22 protein-coding genes are annotated in these 22,664 nt (G+C 66.5%); 7 read left to right on the top strand and 15 right to left on the bottom strand.

Features of this window, described 5'->3' with window-relative positions; genetic code table 11:
• The 9 genes from IB243_RS20085 to IB243_RS20045 all read right to left on the bottom strand — a co-directional run bounded on the left by IB243_RS20085 (window position 1) and on the right by IB243_RS20045 (window position 8,254).
• The gene (locus tag IB243_RS20085) at window positions 1–1,065 is read right to left on the bottom strand and encodes a serine/threonine protein kinase (protein ID WP_192428910.1); all 1,065 of its coding nucleotides are present in this window, start codon (window positions 1,063–1,065) and stop codon (window positions 1–3) included.
• A 45-nt stretch (window positions 1,066–1,110) separates the two neighbouring features.
• Entirely contained in the window at window positions 1,111–2,208 is a 1,098-nt protein-coding gene (locus IB243_RS20080; RefSeq protein WP_192428909.1) for a DUF2855 family protein, read from the bottom strand.
• A gap of 356 nt (window positions 2,209–2,564) precedes the next feature.
• The gene (locus IB243_RS20075; protein WP_192428908.1) at window positions 2,565–4,001 is read right to left on the bottom strand and encodes a bifunctional serine/threonine-protein kinase/universal stress protein; all 1,437 of its coding nucleotides are present in this window, start codon (window positions 3,999–4,001) and stop codon (window positions 2,565–2,567) included.
• On the bottom strand, window positions 3,998–4,756 hold the full coding sequence (locus IB243_RS20070; RefSeq protein ID WP_192428907.1) for a metallophosphoesterase: 759 nt from the start codon (window positions 4,754–4,756) through the stop codon (window positions 3,998–4,000). The genes IB243_RS20075 and IB243_RS20070 overlap by 4 nt, the downstream gene beginning before the upstream one ends.
• Window positions 4,757–4,890: 134 nt before the next feature.
• Window positions 4,891–5,274 (bottom strand): DUF1304 domain-containing protein, encoded by a 384-nt coding sequence (locus IB243_RS20065; protein ID WP_192428906.1) that lies wholly within the window; start codon window positions 5,272–5,274, stop codon window positions 4,891–4,893.
• A gap of 4 nt (window positions 5,275–5,278) precedes the next feature.
• Window positions 5,279–5,695: an organic hydroperoxide resistance protein gene (locus tag IB243_RS20060; protein WP_010462826.1), complete on the bottom strand. Its 417-nt coding sequence runs from the start codon at window positions 5,693–5,695 to the stop codon at window positions 5,279–5,281.
• 72 nt (window positions 5,696–5,767) lie between these two features.
• Window positions 5,768–6,232, bottom strand: coding sequence for a MarR family winged helix-turn-helix transcriptional regulator (locus tag IB243_RS20055; RefSeq protein WP_010462825.1), 465 nt, complete (start codon window positions 6,230–6,232; stop codon window positions 5,768–5,770).
• 270 nt (window positions 6,233–6,502) lie between these two features.
• Window positions 6,503–7,324: a crotonase/enoyl-CoA hydratase family protein gene (locus IB243_RS20050; protein ID WP_192428905.1), complete on the bottom strand. Its 822-nt coding sequence runs from the start codon at window positions 7,322–7,324 to the stop codon at window positions 6,503–6,505.
• Between the two features lie 81 nt (window positions 7,325–7,405).
• The gene (locus tag IB243_RS20045) at window positions 7,406–8,254 is read right to left on the bottom strand and encodes a 3-hydroxybutyryl-CoA dehydrogenase (protein WP_192428904.1); all 849 of its coding nucleotides are present in this window, start codon (window positions 8,252–8,254) and stop codon (window positions 7,406–7,408) included.
• 129 nt (window positions 8,255–8,383) lie between these two features.
• Between IB243_RS20045 and IB243_RS20040 the strand changes: the two genes are divergently transcribed.
• Both IB243_RS20040 and IB243_RS20035 read left to right on the top strand, forming a co-directional pair.
• Entirely contained in the window at window positions 8,384–9,973 is a 1,590-nt protein-coding gene (locus tag IB243_RS20040; RefSeq protein WP_192428903.1) for a GMC family oxidoreductase, read from the top strand.
• Window positions 9,974–10,161: 188 nt separating this feature from the next.
• Window positions 10,162–10,899: a hypothetical protein gene (locus tag IB243_RS20035; RefSeq protein WP_192428902.1), complete on the top strand. Its 738-nt coding sequence runs from the start codon at window positions 10,162–10,164 to the stop codon at window positions 10,897–10,899.
• A 3-nt stretch (window positions 10,900–10,902) separates the two neighbouring features.
• On the opposite strand, the gene IB243_RS20030 is transcribed toward IB243_RS20035, so the two are convergent.
• The 3 genes from IB243_RS20030 to IB243_RS20020 are packed head-to-tail and all read right to left on the bottom strand — an operon-like array spanning window position 10,903 to window position 13,623.
• Entirely contained in the window at window positions 10,903–12,258 is a 1,356-nt protein-coding gene (locus IB243_RS20030) for a GAF domain-containing protein (RefSeq protein ID WP_192428901.1), read from the bottom strand.
• Window positions 12,255–12,746, bottom strand: coding sequence for a hypothetical protein (locus tag IB243_RS20025; protein ID WP_192428900.1), 492 nt, complete (start codon window positions 12,744–12,746; stop codon window positions 12,255–12,257). Before IB243_RS20025 ends, IB243_RS20030 begins: the two co-directional genes overlap by 4 nt.
• Before the next feature lie 22 nt (window positions 12,747–12,768).
• Window positions 12,769–13,623: an ABC transporter permease gene (locus IB243_RS20020; protein WP_192428899.1), complete on the bottom strand. Its 855-nt coding sequence runs from the start codon at window positions 13,621–13,623 to the stop codon at window positions 12,769–12,771.
• 123 nt (window positions 13,624–13,746) lie between these two features.
• Here IB243_RS20020 and cynS point away from each other — a divergent pair, with 123 nt between their 5' ends.
• Entirely contained in the window at window positions 13,747–14,190 is a 444-nt protein-coding gene (gene cynS, locus IB243_RS20015) for a cyanase (RefSeq protein WP_010462809.1), read from the top strand.
• 37 nt (window positions 14,191–14,227) lie between these two features.
• Here cynS and IB243_RS20010 read toward each other — a convergent pair whose 3' ends face one another.
• Window positions 14,228–14,785 (bottom strand): DUF3455 domain-containing protein, encoded by a 558-nt coding sequence (locus IB243_RS20010; RefSeq protein ID WP_181147536.1) that lies wholly within the window; start codon window positions 14,783–14,785, stop codon window positions 14,228–14,230.
• A gap of 348 nt (window positions 14,786–15,133) precedes the next feature.
• Here IB243_RS20010 and purT point away from each other — a divergent pair, with 348 nt between their 5' ends.
• Together purT and IB243_RS20000 are read left to right on the top strand one after the other, a co-directional pair.
• Window positions 15,134–16,360 carry a formate-dependent phosphoribosylglycinamide formyltransferase gene (purT, locus tag IB243_RS20005; RefSeq protein WP_192428898.1) on the top strand — a complete coding sequence of 409 codons (1,227 nt, stop codon included), beginning with the start codon at window positions 15,134–15,136 and terminating at the stop codon, window positions 16,358–16,360.
• 90 nt (window positions 16,361–16,450) lie between these two features.
• On the top strand, window positions 16,451–18,862 hold the full coding sequence (locus IB243_RS20000; protein ID WP_192428897.1) for a bifunctional diguanylate cyclase/phosphodiesterase: 2,412 nt from the start codon (window positions 16,451–16,453) through the stop codon (window positions 18,860–18,862).
• On the opposite strand, the gene IB243_RS19995 is transcribed toward IB243_RS20000, so the two are convergent.
• On the bottom strand, window positions 18,837–19,772 hold the full coding sequence (locus IB243_RS19995; RefSeq protein WP_057229706.1) for an ATP-binding cassette domain-containing protein: 936 nt from the start codon (window positions 19,770–19,772) through the stop codon (window positions 18,837–18,839). The two genes, IB243_RS20000 and IB243_RS19995, sit on opposite strands and share 26 nt — an antisense overlap.
• A gap of 127 nt (window positions 19,773–19,899) precedes the next feature.
• On the opposite strand from IB243_RS19995, the gene IB243_RS19990 reads away from it, so the two are divergent.
• Entirely contained in the window at window positions 19,900–20,691 is a 792-nt protein-coding gene (locus IB243_RS19990) for a helix-turn-helix domain-containing protein (protein WP_192428896.1), read from the top strand.
• A 115-nt stretch (window positions 20,692–20,806) separates the two neighbouring features.
• Window positions 20,807–21,433, top strand: coding sequence for an FMN-binding negative transcriptional regulator (locus tag IB243_RS19985; RefSeq protein ID WP_192428895.1), 627 nt, complete (start codon window positions 20,807–20,809; stop codon window positions 21,431–21,433).
• A gap of 85 nt (window positions 21,434–21,518) precedes the next feature.
• On the opposite strand, the gene IB243_RS19980 is transcribed toward IB243_RS19985, so the two are convergent.
• The gene (locus IB243_RS19980; RefSeq protein ID WP_192428894.1) at window positions 21,519–22,655 is read right to left on the bottom strand and encodes a sensor domain-containing diguanylate cyclase; all 1,137 of its coding nucleotides are present in this window, start codon (window positions 22,653–22,655) and stop codon (window positions 21,519–21,521) included.
• Between the last annotated feature and the right edge of the window lie 9 nt (window positions 22,656–22,664).

Genomic DNA, 22,664 nt, shown 5'->3' with positions numbered 1-22,664 from the left:
TCACACCGCCAGGGGCTCTTCCTGCATGGCCTCGATCTGCTCGATCAGCATGTCCACCTGCCCGCGCCAGTAGTCGCTGGTGCCAAACCACGGGAAGTTCACCGGGAAGATCGGGTCCTGCCAGCGGCGCGCCAGCCAGGCGCTGTAGTGGATCAGGCGCAGCGTGCGCAGTGGCTCGATGAGCGCCAGCTCGCGGCGGTCGAAGCTGCGGAACTGTTCGTACCCGTCGATCAGTGCGCTGAGCTGGTGGGTGCGCTGGCGCCGGTCGCCCGACAGCAGCATCCACAAGTCCTGCACGGCCGGCCCCATGCGCGCGTCGTCCAGGTCCACGAAGTGCGGGCCACCCCGGCCCCATTCGTCGAGGGGGGTCCAGAGGATGTTGCCGGGGTGGCAGTCGCCATGCAAGCGGATGGGGGTAACGTCTTTCAAGCCAAATCGGGCTCCAGCGCTTGATGAATAAGCGCTAGTAGCTATCAATTCAAGCGCTTTTTCGCACTGAGCCTTCCAAGTCGCCTGCATGTCGAGCGGGATGATCTCGTTCGTGAGCAGCCAGTCGTACGAAGCCGTGCCAAAACTCTGCGCGTCCAGCAGCGGGCGGTGCACAAAGGACTGTGCTGCGCCCACGGTGTGGATGCGGGCCAGAAAGCGGCCGATCCATTCCAGCACCTCGAAATCATCCAGCTCGGGCTGGCGGCCACCGCGCCAGGGGCTGACAGAAAAAGCAAACCCGTCATGCTGGTGCAAGGTGCTGCCGTTCAGCACCAGCGGTCCCACGGCGGGTACCTCGGCGGCCATCAGCTCGGCGGCAAAGGCGTGTTCTTCGAGGATCTGCGCTTCGCTCCAGCGGCCCGGGCGGTAGAACTTGGCCACCACGCGCTCGCCATCTTCCAGCGTGACCTGGTACACCCGGTTTTCGTACGACGACAAGGCCATCAGGCGCCCATCGCCATACAGGCCCACACCGGCCAGTGCGTCCAGCACCTGGTCGGGGGTGAGGCGGGCGTAGGGGTGTTGGTCGGCGGCGGCGTGGGTGTCGGGCACGGGTTCAGGGGGCAATGGGGTCATGCCCCATTGTCGCTGCCTGCCCCGCCCTCAGCTGCACGTGAACTGTCAGCCCGGCAGCATGGTGGCGATATGGCCTGCACGTGGGTCGCCGCTGCCGGCCAGCACGGCGGCAAACAGCGCCTGCGTGGCCTCGGGCCCCGTGTGGTGCTGCACCACCAGCCAGGGGGTGGAGGCGGTCTGTACGGCGGCGCTGAACTGGTTCCAGGCCGCCACCAGGCGGTCGTTCAAGCCCTGTGCACCCCAGTCGGTGTGGCGCTTCTTGACCTGGGCAGGGGCAAAAAACATCACCGGGCGCGGGCCGGGCAGCTGGCCCGCGCCGCCCAGGTCCTGCACATGGCTGGCACCCACCGAGCAGCTGTAGGACAGGCCCGTGAAGTGGGCGTGGATGCGCTGGCGCAGGCCCACGCTGCCCGCAAAGTCGATGTACACGCTGGGCGTGGCTCCGTCGATCTGCGATTCCAGCGCGTCGTAGGTGACCACGCGGTCGTAGCAGCCCAGGCTTTCGCAGAAGGCCACATTGCCGGGCGAGGTGAGCCCCACGACCTCGATGCCGTCTCGCTGCGCGAGCTGGAACGCGGTGCCGTAGGCCGTCTTGCTCGATGCGCTGGACAGCAGCATGCGCTGGGCGCCGAAGAACTGCTGGTCCTCCAGAAAGTCGTCGATGAGCCACGAGGTGATGAACAGCGGCCGCAGCAGCGCCTGCACGTCCTCGTTGTCGGTGCGGTACAGCGGGTCGGTGCTGGTGCGCAGGTAGTGGTTGTAGACGGCGTGCAGGCCCGCGCGATGGGGCGCGCCGTCGCTGAAACCGGCCGCGTTGGCGCGGTGGGGCGAGAGCACCGCCTGGGTGCCCATGGGCCAGTAGCCATAGAGCCGCTCGCCCACGGCCACGTCGGGGTGCATTGACTCGGTCACCGTGCCAAAGCCCCACACGGGCACGATGCCCCAGCCGGGCTCACTGGTGGGGAAAAACTGCCAGTAGTTCAGCATGTCGCCCAGGGCGGCATAGGTGATGTTGTTGGACGTGAGGGCGAACGAATCGACCCGCACGCGGACCTGGCCTTCGGTGAGGGCGGAGTCTTCGGCGGCCGACAGGCGGGTGGTGGCCAGGTTGTCCTGGCGCACGAGGAGGGTGGTGGTGCTCATGCCACCACGCTAAACGAAAGCCCGGCGCGGCTCAAGGGGCCCACGCCACCTCGGCGACAGCGTGGCCCATCCTTTGAACAGGTTCTTAGAACCTGTTCAAAATCTTCTCGGGGATCGCGTTGGAGTGCAATCGGGATGAGTGGATGCTTCGGATGCGCCGCATGGGCTCATGCCCATGCAAGCGGCCGGGGCGTCCAATCGCCCGATTTCACCCCAACCCTTCGGGCAAGTGCCTTGCCGGGCGGTCTGCGGCGTTGCGGCGCTTGCCAATAGCCGAGCTATTGGCTGCGCACCGCGCCTTGCATCTCATCCCGGCAAGGCGCTTGCGCGACCCCGAAAAGATCTTGAACAGGTTCTTAGCCCGGGAACGACTCGCCCAGCTGCTCAAAGGGCAGCGCCTGCTTGACCAAGATGACAGTGCACGGTGCATCGCGCGCCACGCGCATCGGCACGGTGGCAATGAAGCGCTGCATTTGCAGGCCGTGCGTGGCGGCGCCCAGGATCATCATGCTCACATGGTTGCTGGCTGCGTAGCGCACCAGCGCGTGGGCCACGTCACCCGATTCGAGCACGTGGTAGCTCACATGGTGGCTTGACAGGTCCAGGCCCTGAGCCCACTGGCGCAGGCGTGCGATGTGGTGCCGGTGCAGGGTGGTTTCGCTGCGGTCGTGGCTGCTGGTGCTGCTGGCCGAGGGCGACAACACCGTCACGCAGGCCAGGCGCGCGCCCGGGCGGATGCCCAGCGAACGCGCCACGGCCTGGCGCAGCGAATACAGCGTGGCGTCCGTCACGCCGGCATGGGGCACGGCCACCATGAGGATGGGGGTCTCCTCGATCTGCTGCGCGGGCAGGGGGCTGGGCGTGTAGTGCATGCCGGCCGCCCGCAGCCAGCGCCGCAGGTGGGTGCGCAGGGATGTCCCCTGTGTGCGCTCGCCGCGCTCTGTGATGAGCACCTGGTCGGGGTGCGCGAGGTCAAAGGCGAGGTGGGCGGCCGAGGGGTAGCGGTGGGAGGCCTCGGGCTCCAGGCAGCGCAGGATGATCTCCTGCAGCCAGGGCGGGATGTCGGCGCGGTGCTTGCGCGGGGGCGCGGGTGTCATCCACAGGCGCTGGCGCATGCCACCGCGGGTGGTGGGGGCACCAAACGGCAGCTCGCCCGTGGCCAGCTCGTACAGCATCACGCCGATGGCGAAGATGTCGCTGCGCGGGTCGCCGCGCACACCCACCACCTGCTCGGGCGCAATCCAGGCGGGCGAGCCCACGGCCTGGCGCATTTCCTCGGCCAGCAGGTCGGGGTAATGGGCGTGGCAAGAGAGGCCAAAATCCAGCAGCACGGCGTTGCCGTCGGCCTTGATGAGCACGTTGGCGGGCTTGAGGTCCAGGTGGCAGACGTTCTGCTGGTGCAGGCTGTGCGCCGCATGGGCCGTGGCCGCGCCCAGGCGCGCGATGGTGGCCGTGTCGCAGCGTTCAGGCGCATCCACCCAGTGCTGCAGCGTCTGGCCGGGGATGTACTCCATGACGAGGAATGGCAGGCGCACGAGGTCGCCCGCCGCCACAAAACGCGGCACATGCGGGCCGCTGAGCACGGGCAGGATCTGCAGCTCCACCTCGAAGCTCACGATGTTCTCTGCCCCATCGCCCGCCGTCATGCGCGGGATCTTCATCGCCATCGGAAAGCCGGGGCTGCGGTCGGCCTGCGCGTACTCCACGGCGTAGATGTGCGCCATGCCGCCTGCGTGGATGCAGTCCACCACGCGAAAGCCGTCGATCTCGGTGCCGGCGGCCAGCAGCTTCATTGGCCGTGCTCCAGGCGGTCCGCGTAGAAGCCCGGCAGGCCTGCCGCGCGGATGGCGGCGGCGGCGGCCAGGTGGTCATACGGCACGCGGTAGAAGGTGATCTGCCGTGCCGTGTCGTCAAACAGCGCGTACATGGCGCGCGCGTCACCATCGCGCGGTTGGCCCACCGAACCCACGATGGCGAGCCACTGGCGGTGCGGTGGCACGGGCACGGGCACGCCGGGCTCGGGCGCAAAACGCATGAGCTTGGCGGTGGGCGTGAGGAAGTACAGCGCCTGTGCGTGCACATGGCCGCAGAACACGTAGCGGATGGCCGGGTCGATGGCCTGGGCGGCCGTCATGCTGCGCTCGGCGGCGTTGGAGTCCTCCACATAGCGCCATTGCTCGGGCGCATCCACGCTGGCGTGCACCAGCAGCGCACTGGTCCCCAGGCGCGCGGTGAGGGGCAGCGATTGCAGGAAGGCGATGTGGCTGTTGCCGAGCTGGTCGTGGGTCCACTGCGCGCCCATTTCGCTGCGATTGCGTGGTGCGGCGGGTGGTGCCAGCGCCATGGCGTCGTGGTTGCCCAGCACGCAGAGCGCGCCTTGCTGCGCGAGCGCTCGCGCCTGTTCGACCACCGCCACGGGTTCGCCACCATAGCCGACCAGGTCGCCCAGCAGCGCGAACTGCTCTGCACCCTGGGCGCGGGCGTGCTGCAGGCAGGCGTCCAGGGCCTGGCGGTTGGCGTGGATGTCGGACAGCAGGGCGATCTTCATGGGTTGTCTCCAGCCCCATCATCGCGCGTGTCGCTGAATGCCAGCTTGCAAAGGCCGATGGGCCTGTGCGGATTTCAACAAAAATAGCTGCCATCGCTTACTGAGTAAGTGCTGGCAGCTATGATTTTTGATGTTTATTGGTTGCGCTGTGTGGCGGGCTTGTCAAAGGCCAACACCAGGCCCAGCGCAATGATCGCGGGCAATGCCTGGCTGAAGAAGATCTTGGGCGCTGCCGTGGCGGCGCCAAACACCCCGGCTACGATCACGCAACCCAGGAAGAAGATCTTGAACAGCCGGTTGCTGGTGAACAGGCCCCAGAACAGGCCGGCCGCCAGGAATCCGTTGTACAGACCCTGGTTGGCCGCCAGCGTGGTGGTGGCGTCGGCCAGCTCTTGCGTCAGGTTGAACGTCTTCATCCCCAGCGGCTTGTTCCAGAAGAACATCTCCAGCACGAGGATGTACACATGCTCGATGGCCACCAGGGCCACCGCGATGCGGGGAATCAGCAGGCGGCCCATGGTCTTAGACGATCGTGATGGTCACGTCGATGTTGCCGCGCGTGGCATTGGAGTAGGGGCAGACTTGGTGGGCTGCGTCCACCAGCTTCTGGGCGGTTTCCTTGTCCAGGCCGGGCAGGCTGATGGCCAGGCGGGCGGCGATGCCGTAGGCGTTCGGGATGGGGCCCAGGTCCACTTCGGCGTCGATGGACACGTCCTGGGGCACAGGAATGCCGATCTTGCCGCCGACGGCCTTCATCGCGCCGATGAAGCAGGCTGCGTAGCCGGAGGCAAACAGCTGCTCGGGGTTGGTGCCGGTGCCGGCCGTGCCGGGCGAGGACAGCTTGACTTCCAGGCGGCCGTCATCGGTCTTGGCGGCGCCATCGCGGCCACCGGTCACGTGGGACTTGGCGGTGTACAGGACTTTTTCGAGCTTGGTCATGGTGTCTTCCTTGCGGTTGTTGCCCACTGGCGGGCGGTGGAGGGAATCGGTGTTTGCGTTGTCTGCAGGCCGTCAGCGTTGCTCGCTGAGCCGGTCTCGCAGCTGCTTGAGTTCGGTGGTCAGGGCCGTCAGCTCGGCAATCGAGCACTGGCTGCTTTGCAGCACACACGGCGGGATGGCCTCGGCCTGGTCGCGCTGTGCGCGGCCTTGCGACGTGAGGGTGATGCGCACGCGGCGCTCGTCCTGCACATCGCGCAGCCGGGCAATGTGGCCCTGCGCCTCCAGGCGCTTGAGCAGCGGCGTGAGCGTGCCGGAGTCGAGAAACAGGCGCTCGCCCAGCTCGGACACTGTGACGCCGTCCTGCTCCCACAGCACCAGCATCACGAGGTACTGGGGGTAGGTCAGGCCGATCTGGTCGAGCAGCGGTTTGTACAGCTTGGTCATCGCCAGCGAGGCGGAATACAGCGCAAAGCAGACCTGGTTGTCCAGCCGCAGGATGGCGGGGCTGGGGGTGTGGGGCGTGCTGTGGCTGGGCATGGGGTGAATTGTGAGCGTGAATTCAATTGTGTGCAATTGAATTGTGAAAAACTTTGTTAATGAATGGGATTGTGCCGATGGGGGAGAGGCGCCGCGCCATCGGTGCTATTCGCGCGCTCCGCTGGCGCATGCGGGGGTGCCGCATCTACGTCGCCCTTAGGAGGTGCTATCAATAGTGAAGCTGCTAGCGCGTGATTTATCTGCGCTGGCGGTCAATTGGGCTTGAAATCTGGCGCGTGGTGGCTCTGGCGGCGACGCACCACCAGGACCTCATCGCCCGCTGAACTGCGCGGGCCGGCGCTCGACAAAAGCGCGCACGCCTTCGGCCGCATCCTCGCTGTTGGCCAGTTCCTTCTGCACCGGGATGAAGTCCGCCACCGCAGCCGCCTGGCCTTGCTCGATGGCCTTGAGCACATTCAGGCGCGTGGCCACCACCGCGCGCGGCGCCTGGGCCTCGATGCGCCGGGCGATGGACAGGGCCTCGTCGAGCACCTGTGCTGCGGGCACCACTTTCTGCACGAAGTTCAGGCGCAGGGCCTCGGCGCTGCCGAACTCGTCGGCCGTCAGCAGGTGCAGCAGGGCATTGCCGGTGCCGGCGCGCTCGGCCATGCGCAGCGTGGCGCCGCCCGTGGCCATGATGCCGCGCTGCACCTCCATCTGCGCAAAGCGGCAGTCATCGGCCGCGACCACGATGTCGGCGCCCAGCATGAGCTCGATGCCCACCGTGAAGCAGATGCCCTTGACGGCCACCACCATGGGCTTGGTGCGGCGCCGGTAGCCTGGCAGGCCGTAGTCGTGGGGCTCCACCAGGCCCTCGGGAATGGCCTTCTCGCCGCGCTGCATGTAGGCGCTGACGGCGGGCAGGTCCAGCCCTGCGGTGAAGTGGTCGCCAAAGGCGTGCAACACGCCCACGCGCAGCGCGGGGTCGTCGTCCAGGCGCGTGTAGGCCTCGGCCAGTTGGCGGAACATGGGCGGCGTCCAGCCATTGCGCTTGGCCGGGCGGTTGATGCCGATGAGCAGCACATGGTCGAGCACCTGGGTGTCGATGCAGCCTTCGGCCGGGGGCGTGGTGGGGGTGATGTCGGTGGTCATGGGCGCGGAGGTCTCCTTGCCCACGATTGAAAACCCAATGGAAACAGTGCGCCGTCCCGAGGGGGACAGCGCACAGGCTGGTCAGTAGGTGTAAACGCCCTGGCCGGTCTTGCGGCCCAGGCGGCCGGCCGCCACCATTTCCTTGAGCAGCGGGCAGGGGCGGTACTTGCTGTCGCCGAACTCGGTCAGGTACACGTCCATCACGGCCAGGCACACGTCCAGGCCGATCATGTCGGCCAGCGCCAGCGGGCCGATGGGCTGGTTGCAGCCGAGCTTCATGCCCGCGTCGATGTCCTCGGGCGTGGCCAGGCCCTCGGCCAGCACGAAGAAGGCCTCGTTGATCATGGGCACCAGGATGCGGTTGACCACGAAGCCGGGCGCGTTCTTCACGGTGATGGGGCTCTTGCCCAGGGCCTCGGCCAGGGCCTTCACGGCGTCGTGCGTGGCATCGCTGGTCTGCAGGCCGCGAATGATCTCCACCAGCGCCATCATGGGCACGGGGTTGAAGAAGTGCATGCCGATGAACCGGTCGGCGCGGCTGGTGGCGGCGGCCAGCTTGGTGATGGAGATCGAAGACGTGTTCGATGCGATCAGCACCTCGGGCGCCACGATGGCGTCCACCTGCTTGAGGATCTTGAGCTTGAGCTCGTAGTTTTCGGTGGCGGCCTCGATCACGAGCTGCGCGGCTTTCAGGTCGTCGTAGCTGGTGGAGGTCTTGATGCGCGCCAGCGCCGCATCCTTGTCGGCCGCGCTGATCTTTTCCTTCTTGATCAGGCGGTCCAGGCTGCCGGCCACGGTGGCCAGGCCCTTTTGCACTGCCGCATCGGAGATGTCCACCATCACCACATGGATGCCGGACACCGCGCAGGCCTGCGCAATGCCGTTGCCCATGGTGCCGGCGCCGATGATGCCAACGGTTTGAATCGTCATATAGAGAGCTCTCTTCAAAGTGAAACGGATGGATGGAATGGTAAAGCGAATCGCACGACCGTTCGGTTATCGTGCCTTCACCCTGGACAACCAACCCGCTGCACAGCATGGCGGAGGAGACAACACAACATGTTCGACTACATCGTCATTGGCGGCGGCTCTGCAGGCTCGGTACTGGCGGGGCGGCTCACCGAAGACCCTGCCGTGCGGGTCTGCCTTCTGGAGGCGGGGCCCGCCGACAAGAGCGTGCTGATCCACTGCCCCGCCGGGCTGGCCGTGATGGCCAAGTTCGAGCTTAACGGCTGGGGCTTCAACACCACGCCGCAGTCCGCGCTCAACAACCGCCAGGGCTACCAGCCACGCGGCAAGGTGCTGGGGGGGTCCAGCTCCATCAACGCCATGGTGTACATCCGTGGCCAGCATGCCGACTACGACCACTGGGCCGCCCAGGGCAATCCTGGCTGGGGCTGGGAAGATGTGAAACCCTATTTTCTGCGCGCCGAGCACAACGAGCGCGGCACCGATGCCTGGCACGGCCAGGGCGGGCCTTTCAACGTGGCGGACCTGCGCACGCCCAATCGCTTCAGCCGCCACTTTGCCGAAGCGGGCGTGCAGGCCGGGCATCCGTACAACGCCGACTTCAACGGCGCCTCGCAAGAGGGTGTGGGCCCTTACCAGGTCACGCACAAGAATGGCGAGCGGCACAGCGCCGCCAAGGGCTACCTCACGCCGCATCTTGCGCGCCCCAACCTGCAGGTCATCACCGGGGCGCATGCCACGCGCATCCTGTTCGAGGGCACGCGCGCCGTGGGTGTGGAATACCGCCAGGGCGGCGCGCTGCACCAGGTGAAGGCGAGCCGCGAGGTGCTGCTGAGCGCGGGCGCGTTGCTCTCGCCGCAGCTGCTGATGCTGTCGGGCGTGGGGCCGGGCGCGCAGCTGCGGCAGCACGGCATCCCGGTGCTGCACGCCCTTCCGGGCGTGGGCGCGCATCTGCATGACCACCCCGACGTGGTGCAGGTGCTGGATGCCCCCGAACTCAAGGACCTGTTCGGCCTCTCGCTCTCGGGCATGGCGCAGACGCTGCGCGGCATTGCCGAATGGCGCAAGCACCGCACCGGCATGTTGACCACCAATTTCGCCGAGGCGGGAGGCTTCATCAAGAGCGATCCGTCGGAGGCCGTGCCGGATCTGCAACTGCACTTCGTGATCGGCAAGCTCGTGGACCACGGGCGAAAGACCGTGTTCGGCCATGGCTACTCGGCCCACGTGTGCCTGCTGCAGCCCAAGAGCCGGGGCTCGGTCACGCTGGCAAGCCGCGACCCCATGGCGTTGCCATTGGTAGACCCGAATTTCCTCGCGGACCCGGACGACATGCTGCGCATGGTGCGCGGCTTCCAGCGCACACGCGAGATCCTGGCGCAGCCAGCGCTGGCGAAGTTCGGCGCCAAGGAGCTGGCGGCCTCGGCCAATGCGCGCACCGATGCGCAGATCGAGCAGTTCATCCGCCAATACGCAGACACCATCTACCACCCCGTGGGTACCTGCCGCATGGGGCCGGGGCCTATGGACGTGGTGGATGCCGAACTGCGCGTGCACGGCCTGTCGGGCCTGCGTGTGGTGGACGCGTCGATCATGCCGCGCATCGTGAGCGGCAACACCAATGCGCCCACCGTGATGATTGCGGAAAAAGCGGTGGACCTGCTGCGCGCTGCCGCGTGAAGGAATTCACGTTTACTGCGCGGAACGCCGGTTTTAAGGTTTGTGGAAGGTCTGTTTAAGGAGTTTTTAACAGGCAGGAACGCGGCGCATTCCTAGACTTCTTTTCATGGAAACGGGCGCATGGTGCACCCGGCCCGGCGCCAGAAACATGGCGCTGACAGAGCCCAACGGGGCCATGAAAGAACGTGATGAAAATTGATTCCCGCGAAATCGCCGCACTGGCCCAAGCCCAGCCCTCCGCCCCCCGCATGGACATGTACGCAGGCATTCACAAGGCCCTGCGCGCCTTCATGGCCGACACGCTGCTGGGCCTGGGTCGCATGGATGTGGACGACGACCTGGAGTTTGCGCAGACCTGCGACCGGGTGATGCAGATGCTCGACTTCTGCCGATCGCACTTGCGCCACGAGAACCAGTTCGTGCACGCGGCCATGGAGGCGCGGCAGCCTGGCTCCAGCCAGCGGGTGGACAGCGAACATGTCGAGCATGAGCAGGCCATTGCTGCGCTGGCGGCCGGTGTGTCGCATTTGCTGTCTTTCGCGCGGCCGTCGCGTCCCGCTGCCACACAGGCCTTGTACCGCCAGCTCGCGCTGTTCATCGCCCACAACTTTGAGCACATGCACGAAGAGGAGACAGCGCATAACCAGGTGCTGTGGGACCGCTACAGCGACGAAGAGCTGGTGCGCATCCACGACGAACTGGTTGCGTCCATTCCGCCCCAGGAAATGCTGACGACGGCCCGGTGGCTCGTGCCTTTCATGTCACCTGCCGAACGCACGGCAATGCTGTCGGACATGCAGCAACATGCCCCCAAGCCGGTGCTGGCGGCGGTGCTGGCCCACGTGCAGCCACACCTCACGCAGCAGGAATGGACGAAGCTGGTTCGCAGCCTGGGGCTGCCTCCGGTGCCCGGGCTCGTGCACTGAAGCTCAAGCGTCTTCCAGCACCAGGGGGCGCAGCACACACAGCCGAAAGCGCCCACGCCCGGTCTTTTCGATGTGGATGTGCGGGCTGTTTTCCTGCAGGCGGCGCTGCAACAGCAGCAGCCGGGCTTCGAGGTTGTCGGCCACGTCGGGCAGGCGCAGCGCGGGGTCCAGGCGCAGTTCGCGGTTGGTGAAGTCCACGCGGCCACTCGCCATGTGGTCGCGCAGCAACTTGCAGAAGATGGCGCCCGCCACGCCTTTGATCAGGTAGTCGTCATTGATGAAAACGCTGTCGTTGGCGGCGAAATGTCGCACGCGCAGGGCTGCGCCGCTGAGGGCGGGTGGGTGGGCTGTCGCTGGTTGTGGCTCTGCCGTGACTTCGGGCGCCGCCTGCAGCAGGTCGATGGCGGCGGCCAGCTGCCCGGCGATGGCCACGAGCAGGTCTTCGTCCTCGAAGCCAAAGCGCATGTCCTCGGGGCTTTCGGCAAACAACACGCCCAGCAGGCGCCCGGCCGACACCAGCGGCACGGCGACCTGGCTGTGCGGCTCCGCGAGGCCCGGGTAGGGAATGTCCATGCCGCGCTGCAGCGGCGCGCCGGCATCGGCATGGGCGTCCAGGCTGTCGCGGATGGCATGGCTGTAGCGCGCGGCGTTGGTCACGTGGCTGATGCGTACCGGTGTGCGCTCTTGCGCGGCCACACCGATCACGCCCTGCCCGAGGCGGATCTCAGACCCCACGCCGGAGGTGGCGTAGCCATGGCTTGCCACCGTGTAAAGCTGCTCGGCCGTGGCATCCAGCATGAGCACCATCGCGTGGCCGATATCGAGCTGCTCTTGCAAGGTGCTGAGCGTGCAGGCCAGCAATTCGTCCAGCCCCACGCAGCGGGCCATGCGTTCACTGCCCGTGCGCAGGGCATGCAGCAGCCCAGGGCGCTGCGGTGGGGGTGGCAGACTGTCGCCCGAGACGGCCTCGATCCGCTCCACCAGATAGATGTCTGCGCCCTTGAGATCAAAGACGCCCGCCATGCCGGCATGCGAGGCGATGCCCGCCAGTTGCGCGCGCATGCTCTCGAACACCGGGCCATGGTCCTCGGTGCGCTCGTAGTACAGGTGCAGCCGGTAGAAGCTGGCCGTGCGCGGGTCCAGCACCAGCACGGCGGCGCGCGGATTGCGCAGGATGTTCTGGCGGGTCTTGTTGAAGAACTGGAACGAGAGCGCGACATGCCCCTCGTCCACATAAACGGCCTGCGAGATGTAAGCCACGTTGGGCGTACCGTCCGCGTCGCAGGTGGCCATGATGGCAGGGATGGCACCTTCCAGGCAGGGGCGGATGGCGTGCAGCGACAGGCCCACGGTGCTCATGCGGCCTGCGGTCCTGTCAGGGCGGCGCCGGCGCGGGGGCCTGGCGTCTGGTCGAAAGCCGCGGTGGGTGTGAAGCTGACCGCCACCACATCGGCCAGCGGCGCGGCCAGCATGGCACCCACGTAGCGCGGGCCATAGCCGACCAGGCCCACCTCGTGCTCCATGGAGCGCAGGTAGGCCTGCAGCACAGGCAGGTCTTCCTCCGTGGCCGCGCGTTGATGCGCCTGGAGGGCCTTGAGCTGGAGCGTGCGGTGGGTGGCGGGTTCGCTGAACACCACGGCGATCCGCCCGGTATCCGCAATGTCCTGCAGCAACTGGCGCGACTGGCTGCGCCGCAGGTACACCGTGACGCAATGCCCATCGGCGCTGAGGTGGCTGCCCACCGCCCGCATGATGCTGGGCTGCAGCGCCGCGCTGCACGACGCCACGATGGCGGAGACACCCTTGGACACCATCGCGGTGCGGCCAGGGTCGAGCAGCAAGGTCATCGGCGGGCCGGTAAAAGCGCGGTCATGCCTTGAAGCGCTTGCGGGTCAGCGCCAGCGCCACCCAGAACGCAGCCACGGTGGTCACCACCAGCACCAGCCCGTGGCGCCACGGGTGGGCGGGCCACTGGTCCATGAACAGCGGGCGCACCAGCTCGACCGCGTTGGTCAGCGGTAGCCAGTCGGAAATCGCGCGCACGATGGGTGGCAGCTGCTCGCGCGGGAAGAACACGCCCGAGAGGAACATCATCGGCGTGAGCACCAGCGTGAAGTAGTAGGTGAAGAAGTCATACCCTTTGGCCAGCGCATTGAAGATGAGCGCGATGCTGGAGAACATCACTCCCACGAACAGCAGCACCGGCCAGGCCACCAGCAGCTTGGGGCTGTGGCTGATGCCCAGCGCCAGCATCACGCCCAGGATGGCGGTGACAGTGAACAGGGCCTTGAAGGCGGCCCACAGCATTTCGGCCAGCACCACGTCGTCCAGGCTGATGGGCGCATTCATGATGCCGTCCCAGGTCTTTTGCACATGCATGCGTGAAAAGGCCGAATACAGCGCCTCGAAGCTCGCTGCGTTCATCGCGCTCATGCAGATCGAGCCACTGGCCAGGAACAGGATGTAGGGCACTTTGGTGTCGCCACCCGCCCCCGCGACGTTCACCTGCCCCACCAGTGCCCCCATGCCGTAGCCAAAGGCCACCAGCCACATCAGTGGCTCGGCAATGTTGCCCACCAGGCTGGGGATGGCCAACTTGCGCCACACCAGCAGGTTGCGCATGAACACTGGCCAACAGCGCGCTGACAGGCTGGGCGCGCGCCACACGGATGGAGGAGGTGGGGAGACGGAGGAGACTGGCGGGGAGGGGGGGGCGGTCTGCATGCGCTTATTGTGCGGCGTCGGGTTCGCGACAGCCAGCACTTGTCGTGCACCAGGGCAGGCATGGGCATTGCTTGTGCCACGGGGGTACCGATCTTTGTCCTTACAACACCCCCAGGAGACTGCATGAACCGCACCGACGTCACCGAGAAAATCATCAGCACCAAGGTCGCCAAAGGCCTGCAGTGGAGCGCCATCGCCAAGAAGGTCGGCCAGTCCAAGGAGTGGACGACCGCCCTGTGCCTGGGCCAGATGACCGCCACCCCCGAGCAGGCCAAGGTGCTGGGCAAGATCTTCGGCCTCACGGCCGAGGAGCAGAAGTGGCTGCAGGTGGTGCCCTACAAGGGCTCACTGCCCACGCCCGTGCCTACCGACCCGCTCATCTACCGCTGGTACGAGGTCGTGAGCGTGTACGGCACCACCATCAAGGAGCTGATCCACGAGGAGTTCGGCGACGGCATCATGAGCGCCATCGACTTCAGCATGGACATCACGCGCGAGGCAGACCCGAAAGGTGACCGCGTGAACGTCGTTTTGTCGGGCAAGTTCCTGCCCTACAAGCAGTATTGATCGGGAGGAGCGGGCGCTACCCGCTCCTCGTGCGCCCTCAGGCGGCCTTCCAGAAGATGTAGTCGGCCTGGTACTTGACGATCTGGCGCTCGCCCTTGTTGGCGGGCGCACAGGTCGAGGCGGGCGCCACGCCGCCCTTCAGGGCCACGCGCTGGATGAAGGTCACACCTGTCATGGCGCCGGTGCCCATGGCAGGGTTGGCCTTGACCAGCTGATACGGCAGGTTGCCTGCACCCGATGGCGCCACGGCCAGCTGGGTGGCGGTCAGCTTGGAGCCATCGCCCGACTCCCAGGTGGCGGGTGGGCCGTAGTAGGTGCCCACTTGTTTGCCGCTGCGGTCGTTCAGTACCGCCTTGGGGCCGACGAACACCCATTCTGTCTGGCCGGGCGCGTTGGCCTTGTCGCGGCATTCGTAGGTGATTTCGCCCACGCCCACGGTTTCCATGGCGACCTTGTTGCCTGCCGGCACCTTGATGGTGTCGGGCAGGCTGTCTTGTGAGTACATGGGGCTGGCGGAGGGCTTCATGGCGCCGCAGGCCGCCAGCAAGGTCGCGGCGGCAAGTGCGCAGGTCAGGGGAGCGAGGCGAGAGTGCATGGGCTGGGTGTGCATGGTGGTTCCCTTTTTCTTCAATGGGGTTGAGAGCACAGCGGCCACGGAAAGACCGGCTGCAACAGGGAGTACGTGCGCAAGCGCGGCCTGGATGTGCCCCGTGCAAAATAAAAATGACTTACGCAAAACAGGGTGCAGGCAGGCGGTTCACCCCAAGGTGAGGCGGTTGTTGCATCTCAATTTGCGTAATTCCTGGTCAATTTGGGCGGACTTGTTCCGCGCTGGCGCTCCCTGTGGTTTCGCCCGGAACCCATGCATTAAAGTCGCCAGATGGCGGTGGCCGGTTCACCGCCTTCCGCTGCCCTTGCCCTCACTTTTTCTGGAAAACCTCCCATGACCACCCTCGGAACCCCCCTGTCCCCCCATGCCACCAAAGTCATGCTGCTGGGCTCGGGCGAGCTGGGCAAGGAGGTGCTGATCGCGCTGCAGCGCCTGGGCGTGGAAACCATTGCGGTGGACCGCTACGACAACGCCCCGGGCCAGCAGGTGGCCCACCATGCGCGCACCATCACCATGAGCGACCCGGCCCAGCTGAAGGCCCTGATCGAGGCCGAGCGCCCGCACCTGGTGGTGCCCGAGATCGAGGCCATCGCCACCCCCATGCTCGAGGAGCTGGAGGCCGCAGGCACCGTGCGCGTCATTCCCACCGCCCGCGCCGCCCGCCTGACGATGGACCGCGAAGGCATCCGCGTGTTGGCCGCCGAAACGCTGGGCCTGCCCACCAGCCCCTACAAATTCTGCAATTCGCTCGAAGAACTACAGGCCGCGATTGATGCGGGGATTGGCTACCCCTGCATCGTCAAGCCCGTGATGAGCAGCTCGGGCAAGGGCCAGAGCAAGATCGACGGCCCGGCTGACGTCAAGAAGGCCTGGGACTACGCCATGGCCGGCGGCCGCGTGAGCCGCGGCCGCGTGATCGTCGAGGGCTTCATCGACTTCGACTACGAAATCACCCAGCTCACCGTGCGCTCGGTGGGGGCGGATGGCCAGATCGCCACCAGCTTCTGCGACCCTATCGGCCACGTGCAAATCAGCGGCGATTATGTGGAAAGCTGGCAGCCCCACCCCATGCACCCGGCGGCGCTCGAGAAGTCGCGCCAGATTGCGAAGGCCGTGACCGACAACCTGGGCCAGGGCTTTGACGGGAAGCCCTCCGGGCTTGGCCTTTTCGGCGTGGAGCTGTTCGTCAAGGGCCAGGACGTGTGGTTCAGCGAAGTGAGCCCCCGCCCCCACGACACGGGCCTGGTCACTTTGTGCACCCAGCACCAGAGCGAATTCGAGCTGCACGCCCGCGCCATCCTGGGCCTGCCGGTGGACACCCGCCTGCGCAACCCCGGCGCGAGCGCGGTGATCTACGGCGGAGTGGACGCCGTGGGCATCGTTTTCGACGGCGTGGAAGAAGCCCTGCGTGTGCCCGACACGGACCTGCGCCTGTTTGGCAAGCCCGAGAGTTTCACCAAGCGCCGCATGGGTGTGGCGCTGGCGCGTGCGGCCGATGTTGAGACGGCGCGCGGCAATGCCAAGCTCGCGGCCTGCAAGGTCAAACCGCGCAAGGTGTGAAGGCGGGCCGCCGTTCCGACGGCGCTGCATACTGTTGGAAATACGTGGCACCGGGGTTGCGGTGCCGCCAGATCTTTCAAGAGGTCTCTTTTGAGCTTGCGTGCGCGTATCCTGTGGCTGGTGTTGGCGGCGTCGCTGCTGCCGGTGCCTGCCATTTTGTGGCTGTTGCTGGAGATCCGTTCGGTCACAACTGCACAGGCGCGTGAGCGGCTGGTTGCGCGCGCCGGCATCATCGCCAGCGACCTCGATGACAAGATCGCGGGCACCGGGCAATTGTTGTTTGGCCTGGGCCGGGTGCCCCTGCTCAGCGGGAATGACAAGGCGGCCTGTTCCGACTTTCTGGCCGACGTGCTCAAGGAGCACCCGCAGTACACGGGCCTACTCACCATCCGGCCGGACGGATCCCTGTTTTGCGATTCGCTGCGCAGCGGCCGCCAGCTCGATCTGCGGGACCGACACTACTTCCAGCGTGCCCTGACGGCCACCAAGCCCGTCATGGAAGCCGTCATCGGGCGCCTGACGGGCAAGGGCGTGCTGCAGGTGGCCTACCCGGTCCGCGAGGCCGATGGTGCGCTGCGCTACATCCTTCTCGCATCGCTCGATATGCAGGCCTATGGCAGCGCGATGGTGCAGGCCCAGCGCTACGAGCGCATGCACCTTCAGGTGTGGAATGGAGATGGTTCGGTGGTCATGGACTTCCAGCGCGCCGGCGGCAGCCCGCTGTCTCTGCAGTCTGTTGAGCGCGACTTCATGGGTCGCCCCGAGGGCGGGCACGATCTGATCGAAGGCGCTGACGGAGTGCGCCGCGTCTGGGTGCGCGCACAGCTTCCCCGCTCGCACGATGCCGAGCTGCGCCTGGCTCTGGCCGTTCCCGAGGACGACCTCCAAGGTCCGGTGGAGAGCCAGTTCCGCTGGGCGCTGGGGGGCTTGCTCGCACTGGCTGCCGTGGTGTTCGCGGCGGCGCTGCTGCTGGTGGAGTTTGCGGTGCGCCGCTATGCCACTCGTGCGATCCGGGCGATCGGGAGGATGGATGTGGGCAACTATGCCGAACCCATCGGTGCGCCCTATCCCCCCGGCGAACTGGGCGAGGTGGCGCGGGCCCTGGACCGCATGGCCGCCTCGCTGTTGCGCCAGCAGCAGACCATTGCCCAGCACACCGAGACCCTGGAGCGCCAGGCCCGCGTGGACCCGCTGACACAGCTGGCCAACCGTTATTGCCTGTCCGAGCGCCTGGACGCCGCCCTGGTCAGGGCACGCGACACCGGCCGCATGGTGGGTGTGCTGGTGATGGATCTGGACCGCTTCAAGGGTGTGAACGACAGCCTGGGCCACAGCCGGGGCGATCTGCTGCTGCAGGAGGTGGCGACGCGGCTGCAGGCGTGTGTGGGCGATGGCGGCATCGTGGCGCGGCTGGGCGGGGACGAGTTTGTGGTGGTGCTGCCCGACCTGCCTGGGGTCTCTGCCGTGGAGCCCATGGCCCAGCAGATGCTGCAGGCGTTGACCCTGCCTGTGGAGACGGGCTCCACCAGTTGGCTGCTGAGCACCAGCCTGGGCATTGCGATGTTCCCGCGCGACGGCGAGTCGGGCGATGTGCTGCTGCGCAACGCCGATGTGGCCATGTACGGTGCCAAGAACCAGGGAGGCAATCGGCTGGCGTTTTTCAGCCAGCACATGACCGAAGCGCTGACCGAACGTTTGCACATCGAAGCGGGCCTGCGCCATGCCATCGAGCACGGAGGCCTGCGTCTGCATTACCAGCCCATCATAGATGCGCGCACGGGTCACGTTTCTTCCGTCGAGGCGCTGGTGCGCTGGCAGGATCCCGAGCGGGGCCTTGTGTCACCGCTGCAGTTCATTGGTATCGCCGAAGAAACGGGCCTGATCGTCCCACTGGGAGACTGGGTGCTGCGCGAGGCCTGTGCGCAGGCCCGCGGCTGGATGGAGGCGGGTTGGGGTGCAATTCCCGTGGCAGTCAATCTGTCGGCCCGCCAGTTCCAGGAGCCTTCACTGGACCAGACCGTGGCGCACGCCCTGCAGTCCACGGGGTGCCCGCCTGGGTTGCTGCAGATCGAAATCACCGAAAGCTCGATCATGGACCCCGTGGAGCAGGCCCTGCAAACCATGGACCGGCTCACAGCACTGGGGGTGCAACTCGCGATTGATGACTTTGGCACCGGCTATTCGTCGCTCAGTCAGCTCAAACGGTTTCCGGTGCGCAAGCTGAAGATCGACCGGTCTTTCGTGCGGGACCTGGGGCACGATGGTAGTGGCGAGGTGCTGGTCGATGCCATCGTGGCGTTGGCCCAGAAGCTGGGCCTGCGCACTGTGGCCGAAGGGGTGGAGACCGAGTACCAGGCGGCTTGGCTGGCGCGGCAGGGGTGTGACGAATTCCAGGGCTATCTGTTCTCCCAGCCGTGCACGCCCGAGGCACTGGAACAAGTGCTGCGTGAGCGCAACCTGCCACCGGCAGGCGGACTCACTCCCGGATCTGCCGCCCCGTGAGTTTGAGGAACAGATCTTCCAGATTGGCAGGCCGGTGCAGCGTGCGCAGGTGGCCGTGGGTGGCCAGCGCCTGCAGTAGCGGCTGGGCGTTCTGGGTGTAGAAAAATACGGTCTCGCCGCTGATTTCCACGCGGGCGGCCAAGGCGCGCAGCGCGGCATCCTCGGCCATCTGGACGGCGCCCACCCCAAACACCTCCACCACATCGGGCTCCAAGTGCTGGGCGATCAGCTCGCGCGGGCGGCCTTCGGCGATCTTCTTGCCATGGTCCAGTACCAGAAGGCGCGAGCACAGGCGCTCGGCTTCGTCCATGAAGTGTGTGGTCAGCAGAATCGACTTGCCTTGCTGCAGCAGGAGTTGCAGCCGCTCCCACATCAGATGGCGGGCCTGCGGGTCCAAGCCGGTGGTGGGCTCGTCCAGCAACAGCAGGCGCGGGTTGTTGACCAGCGAGCGAGCCAGCGACAGGCGCCGTTTCATGCCGCCCGACAGCTCGCCCGGCTTGGCATCTGCCTTGTGGGTGAGGGCAGCGAACTCCAGCAACTGAGGCACTCTTTCGTCCATCACCGTACCCTTGATGCCAAAGTAGCGGCCGAAGACGCGCAGGTTTTCGGCGCAGGTGAAGTCTGGGTCCAGTGTGTCGAACTGCGTGACCACGCCCAGCTGCGCCTTGATGGCCAGCGCATCGCGCGGCATGTGCAGCGGGGTGCCACCCGCTTTCGGATGGAAGTGCACCGCACCTCCATCGGGCGCCGCCAGGCCCAGGCACATGCGGATGGTGGTGGTCTTGCCTGCGCCGTTGGGGCCGATGACGCCCAGGCATTCGCCGGGGGCAATGGCAAACGACACGTCGTCGACCACGGTGGTTTCGCCATAGCGTTTGCGCAGGTTCAGGGCTTCAAAGAGTACGGTCATGGGTTGATTGTGTGCGATGCTGGCGCTCCCAGGGCGGCGGGGTGCCAAGAGCCCATTGGCCGGTTGCCGCGCCATGGTGTGGGGCAAGGCTTTGTCGCGCAAGGCGCATGACGGAACGAAAGGGGATATGGGAATTGCTGTGCTGGACAGCGGTTATGTAGAGCTGCCGTTGGGCACACTGGATGCCACCCGGATCGAAGCGGTGTGGCGCTATGGCCTGGCTGCGGGGGAGCCGCAGCGGGTGCTGCCAGACGGCCGCATGGACCTGGTCGCGCATTGTGTGCTGCATCCGGACAGCTCTGTGGCGTCGGTCCGGCTGGTAGTGGCGGGCCCCGCCGACACGGCCACGCAGGTGGTGTTGCGCGCCAACACCGTGCTGGTGGGCGTGCGCTTTCACATGGGCTGGGGCGGTGTGTGCCTGGGAGTTGTGCCCCACACGCTGCGCAACCAGGCCCTCACGGGGCCATGTGCCTTGGCGCTGCTCGGTCCGCTGGCCGATGCGGTGGTGCGCGCAGACACCGTGCCGCGTGCCCAGGCCGCCTTGTGTGCTGCGGTCAGTGCGTTGGCTGCGCGGGCGGTGGTCACTGCCGCGCATGGCCGGGCACTCCAGGCCATCGCGCAGATGAAAAGGCGCATTCAGGCGGGAGCCTATGGCGATGTGCCGGGTGCAGAAAGTTCGTCGCGCACCCTGCGCCGGGACATTGTGGCGGTGGCCGGCTTCCCCCTTCGGACCCTATCGGGTGTTTTGCGTTTCCAGCGGGCCCTGGAGCTGCTGGATGCCGGAGGTGGCCCGCTCAGCGGGGTGGCCGTGGCGGCTGGTTACACCGATCAGGCGCACATGACCCGGGAGTTCCGCCGGTTTGGCGGCTTTACGCCCACAGTGCCGTCACCGGCTCCGCTGGTCCGCTTGTTCGGATAAAAACGGCTCCTAATCGGTAGGGCCTTCCTCGGGCTGCGATTGGAGCGTGGCCGAAACGTTCAAGACGCAAACCTTGCCCAGGGCCAGACTGTGGGTTTCTGATTGCCCCAATGCCATGCACAGCCAACCCCTTTTCCAGCTGGAAGACCCCCATGCCATTCACCACCTCATGCGCGCCTATCCATTGGCCACGGTGGTGGCCGTGACGCGCCAGGGGCTGGAGGCGAATCTGCTGCCCCTGGAACTCTGCACCGAAGAGGGTGGACCCACACGGCTGCGGGGGCATGCGGCGCGGGGGCACCCGCTGCTGCAGCCGGGGATGGACGGCGCCGAGGTGCTGGCCGTTTTTCAGAGTCCCAACGCCTACATTTCACCGCGCTGGTATGTGAATGGCCAGCGCAGCGGCCGCCTGGCACCCAGCTGGAACTATGCGGCCGTCGAGGCGCGGGGGCGCCTGCGCTGCGTCGATTGCCGTGACTGGCTGCAGGCCCACCTGCAGGCGCTCACGCTCTCGCAGGAGGCCCGGCGCGACGCGCCGTGGCTGCTGGAGCATGCCGACTCCGGGTTTGTGGAAGAGGCCGCCCGGCGTTTGCGGGGTTTTGAAATCGATATCGATCATCTGACGGGAAAACGGTTCCTGTCGCAGCAACGCACCGAGGTGGATCGGCGTAGCCTGATCGAACACCTGTCCAAGGAGGGCTCGGGCGCCGCGCACGATGTGGCCCGGCTGGTGGTTCCGTGAGGGGCATGAAAAAATGGCTGCTAGCGCTTATTTGTCAAACGCTCTTTGCTATTCAAAAAATAGCATTCACCTGCTGGTGCAAGGCTCAGGATGCCGCCATCAACCGGCCGCGGCCTGCGGTTTTTGCCTCGTACAACGCGCCGTCGGCACGGGCCATGAGTTCGGCCAGGCCCGATTCGCCAGGCTCCATCACGGCCATTCCGGCGCTGTAGTCCAGCGCAAAGCCCAGTTCTGCCACGCTGGCCGCATGCAGACGCCGACGAAGGCGCCGGTCGAACGACAGGCCTGCCGGGGCGCTGTTGTGCAACAGCAGCACGCCAAACTCCTCGCCGCCCAGTCGTCCTACCAGGTCGCCGCTGCGGCTCGTGTCGCCCAGCAGCCGCGCAAATAGCTGCAGTGCTCGGTCCCCGGCCTCATGTCCTTGGGTGTCGTTGACGCGTTTGAAGTGGTCCAGGTCCAGCATCAATGCAGTCATGGGCAACTGGTGGCGGATGGCGTGGGCCAGAAGGCTGCCCCCCTGCGTGGTGAAGCCGCGCCGGTTGAGCAGGCCCGTCAGGCCGTCGGTCATGGCCAGCGTGCGCAGCTTCTGCTCGGCCTCGTAGCGCCAGGCCACCAGCACGGCGACGGTGCCAAGCACCAGGCTCACATTGGTGGCCAGGGCTGCGGCCAGGTTGATTGGGTGGGGGGTGCGGAAACTCGGGTATTGGTCGGTAAAGGCACCTAGCAACCCGCGCGCCAGCGTGAAAGCGGCCGACGTGAGCAGGCAGCCCAGCAGCAGCGCGCGCCAGCGCCCATCTGCCAGCACGCGCGGGTACAGCGTGGCGCGCGCCACGATGCACAGAATGACCGCCATCAGCCCGTTGGCCCAGCCCACGCGCCATGCGTAGTGGCCAAACCCCAGCGTGTAGCCCAGTGGTGCCAGGACCACCAATGCCAGCAGCACGCGCCGCAGGGGGCGCGGGCCCAGCCACTCTTCCAGGGCCCGGTACAGCATCCACTGCGCAGCTGCATTGCAGGCAATCGACACGGTGGACAGCGCCTGGTCCCACAGGGTGGACGAGGCAATGATGGCCGCCCAGGCCACGGCCTGCAGCAGCATGCTGGCCTGCACATGGCGGGCCGCGCGGCTCACATCCCGGCCCATGATCATGGGCAGCGCGGCCGAGATCATGAACAGGTTGGCCGCCATGACGGCCATCAGCGTCAAAAAATCCAGTGGCATGGGTCGAAT

Source organism: Acidovorax sp. ACV01 (assembly GCF_014851495.1).
GTDB lineage: Bacteria > Pseudomonadota > Gammaproteobacteria > Burkholderiales > Burkholderiaceae_C > Acidovorax > Acidovorax radicis.
This window is presented reverse-complemented; position numbering and strand designations above follow the sequence as displayed.

Bases quoted from the DNA above. Each gene is read 5' to 3' on its own strand.
- IB243_RS20060 (WP_010462826.1), bottom strand. From the start codon at position 5,695: ATGACCAAGCTCGAAAAAGTCCTGTACACCGCCAAGTCCCACGTGACC.
- IB243_RS20035 (WP_192428902.1), top strand. From the start codon at position 10,162: ATGAAAATTGATTCCCGCGAAATCGCCGCACTGGCCCAAGCCCAGCCC.
- IB243_RS20080 (WP_192428909.1), bottom strand. From the start codon at position 2,208: ATGAGCACCACCACCCTCCTCGTGCGCCAGGACAACCTGGCCACCACC.
- IB243_RS20050 (WP_192428905.1), bottom strand. From the start codon at position 7,324: ATGACCACCGACATCACCCCCACCACGCCCCCGGCCGAAGGCTGCATC.
- IB243_RS20055 (WP_010462825.1), bottom strand. From the start codon at position 6,232: ATGCCCAGCCACAGCACGCCCCACACCCCCAGCCCCGCCATCCTGCGG.
- IB243_RS20025 (WP_192428900.1), bottom strand. From the start codon at position 12,746: ATGACCTTGCTGCTCGACCCTGGCCGCACCGCGATGGTGTCCAAGGGT.
- IB243_RS19985 (WP_192428895.1), top strand. From the start codon at position 20,807: ATGCACAGCCAACCCCTTTTCCAGCTGGAAGACCCCCATGCCATTCAC.
- IB243_RS20070 (WP_192428907.1), bottom strand. From the start codon at position 4,756: ATGAAGATCGCCCTGCTGTCCGACATCCACGCCAACCGCCAGGCCCTG.
- IB243_RS20030 (WP_192428901.1), bottom strand. From the start codon at position 12,258: ATGAGCACCGTGGGCCTGTCGCTGCACGCCATCCGCCCCTGCCTGGAA.
- IB243_RS20020 (WP_192428899.1), bottom strand. From the start codon at position 13,623: ATGCAGACCGCCCCCCCCTCCCCGCCAGTCTCCTCCGTCTCCCCACCT.
- IB243_RS20045 (WP_192428904.1), bottom strand. From the start codon at position 8,254: ATGACGATTCAAACCGTTGGCATCATCGGCGCCGGCACCATGGGCAAC.
- IB243_RS20075 (WP_192428908.1), bottom strand. From the start codon at position 4,001: ATGAAGCTGCTGGCCGCCGGCACCGAGATCGACGGCTTTCGCGTGGTG.
- IB243_RS19980 (WP_192428894.1), bottom strand. From the start codon at position 22,655: ATGCCACTGGATTTTTTGACGCTGATGGCCGTCATGGCGGCCAACCTG.
- IB243_RS20065 (WP_192428906.1), bottom strand. From the start codon at position 5,274: ATGGGCCGCCTGCTGATTCCCCGCATCGCGGTGGCCCTGGTGGCCATC.
- IB243_RS20040 (WP_192428903.1), top strand. From the start codon at position 8,384: ATGTTCGACTACATCGTCATTGGCGGCGGCTCTGCAGGCTCGGTACTG.
- IB243_RS20010 (WP_181147536.1), bottom strand. From the start codon at position 14,785: ATGCACTCTCGCCTCGCTCCCCTGACCTGCGCACTTGCCGCCGCGACC.
- IB243_RS19995 (WP_057229706.1), bottom strand. From the start codon at position 19,772: ATGACCGTACTCTTTGAAGCCCTGAACCTGCGCAAACGCTATGGCGAA.
- cynS (WP_010462809.1), top strand. From the start codon at position 13,747: ATGAACCGCACCGACGTCACCGAGAAAATCATCAGCACCAAGGTCGCC.
- IB243_RS20085 (WP_192428910.1), bottom strand. From the start codon at position 1,065: ATGACCCCATTGCCCCCTGAACCCGTGCCCGACACCCACGCCGCCGCC.
- IB243_RS19990 (WP_192428896.1), top strand. From the start codon at position 19,900: ATGGGAATTGCTGTGCTGGACAGCGGTTATGTAGAGCTGCCGTTGGGC.
- purT (WP_192428898.1), top strand. From the start codon at position 15,134: ATGACCACCCTCGGAACCCCCCTGTCCCCCCATGCCACCAAAGTCATG.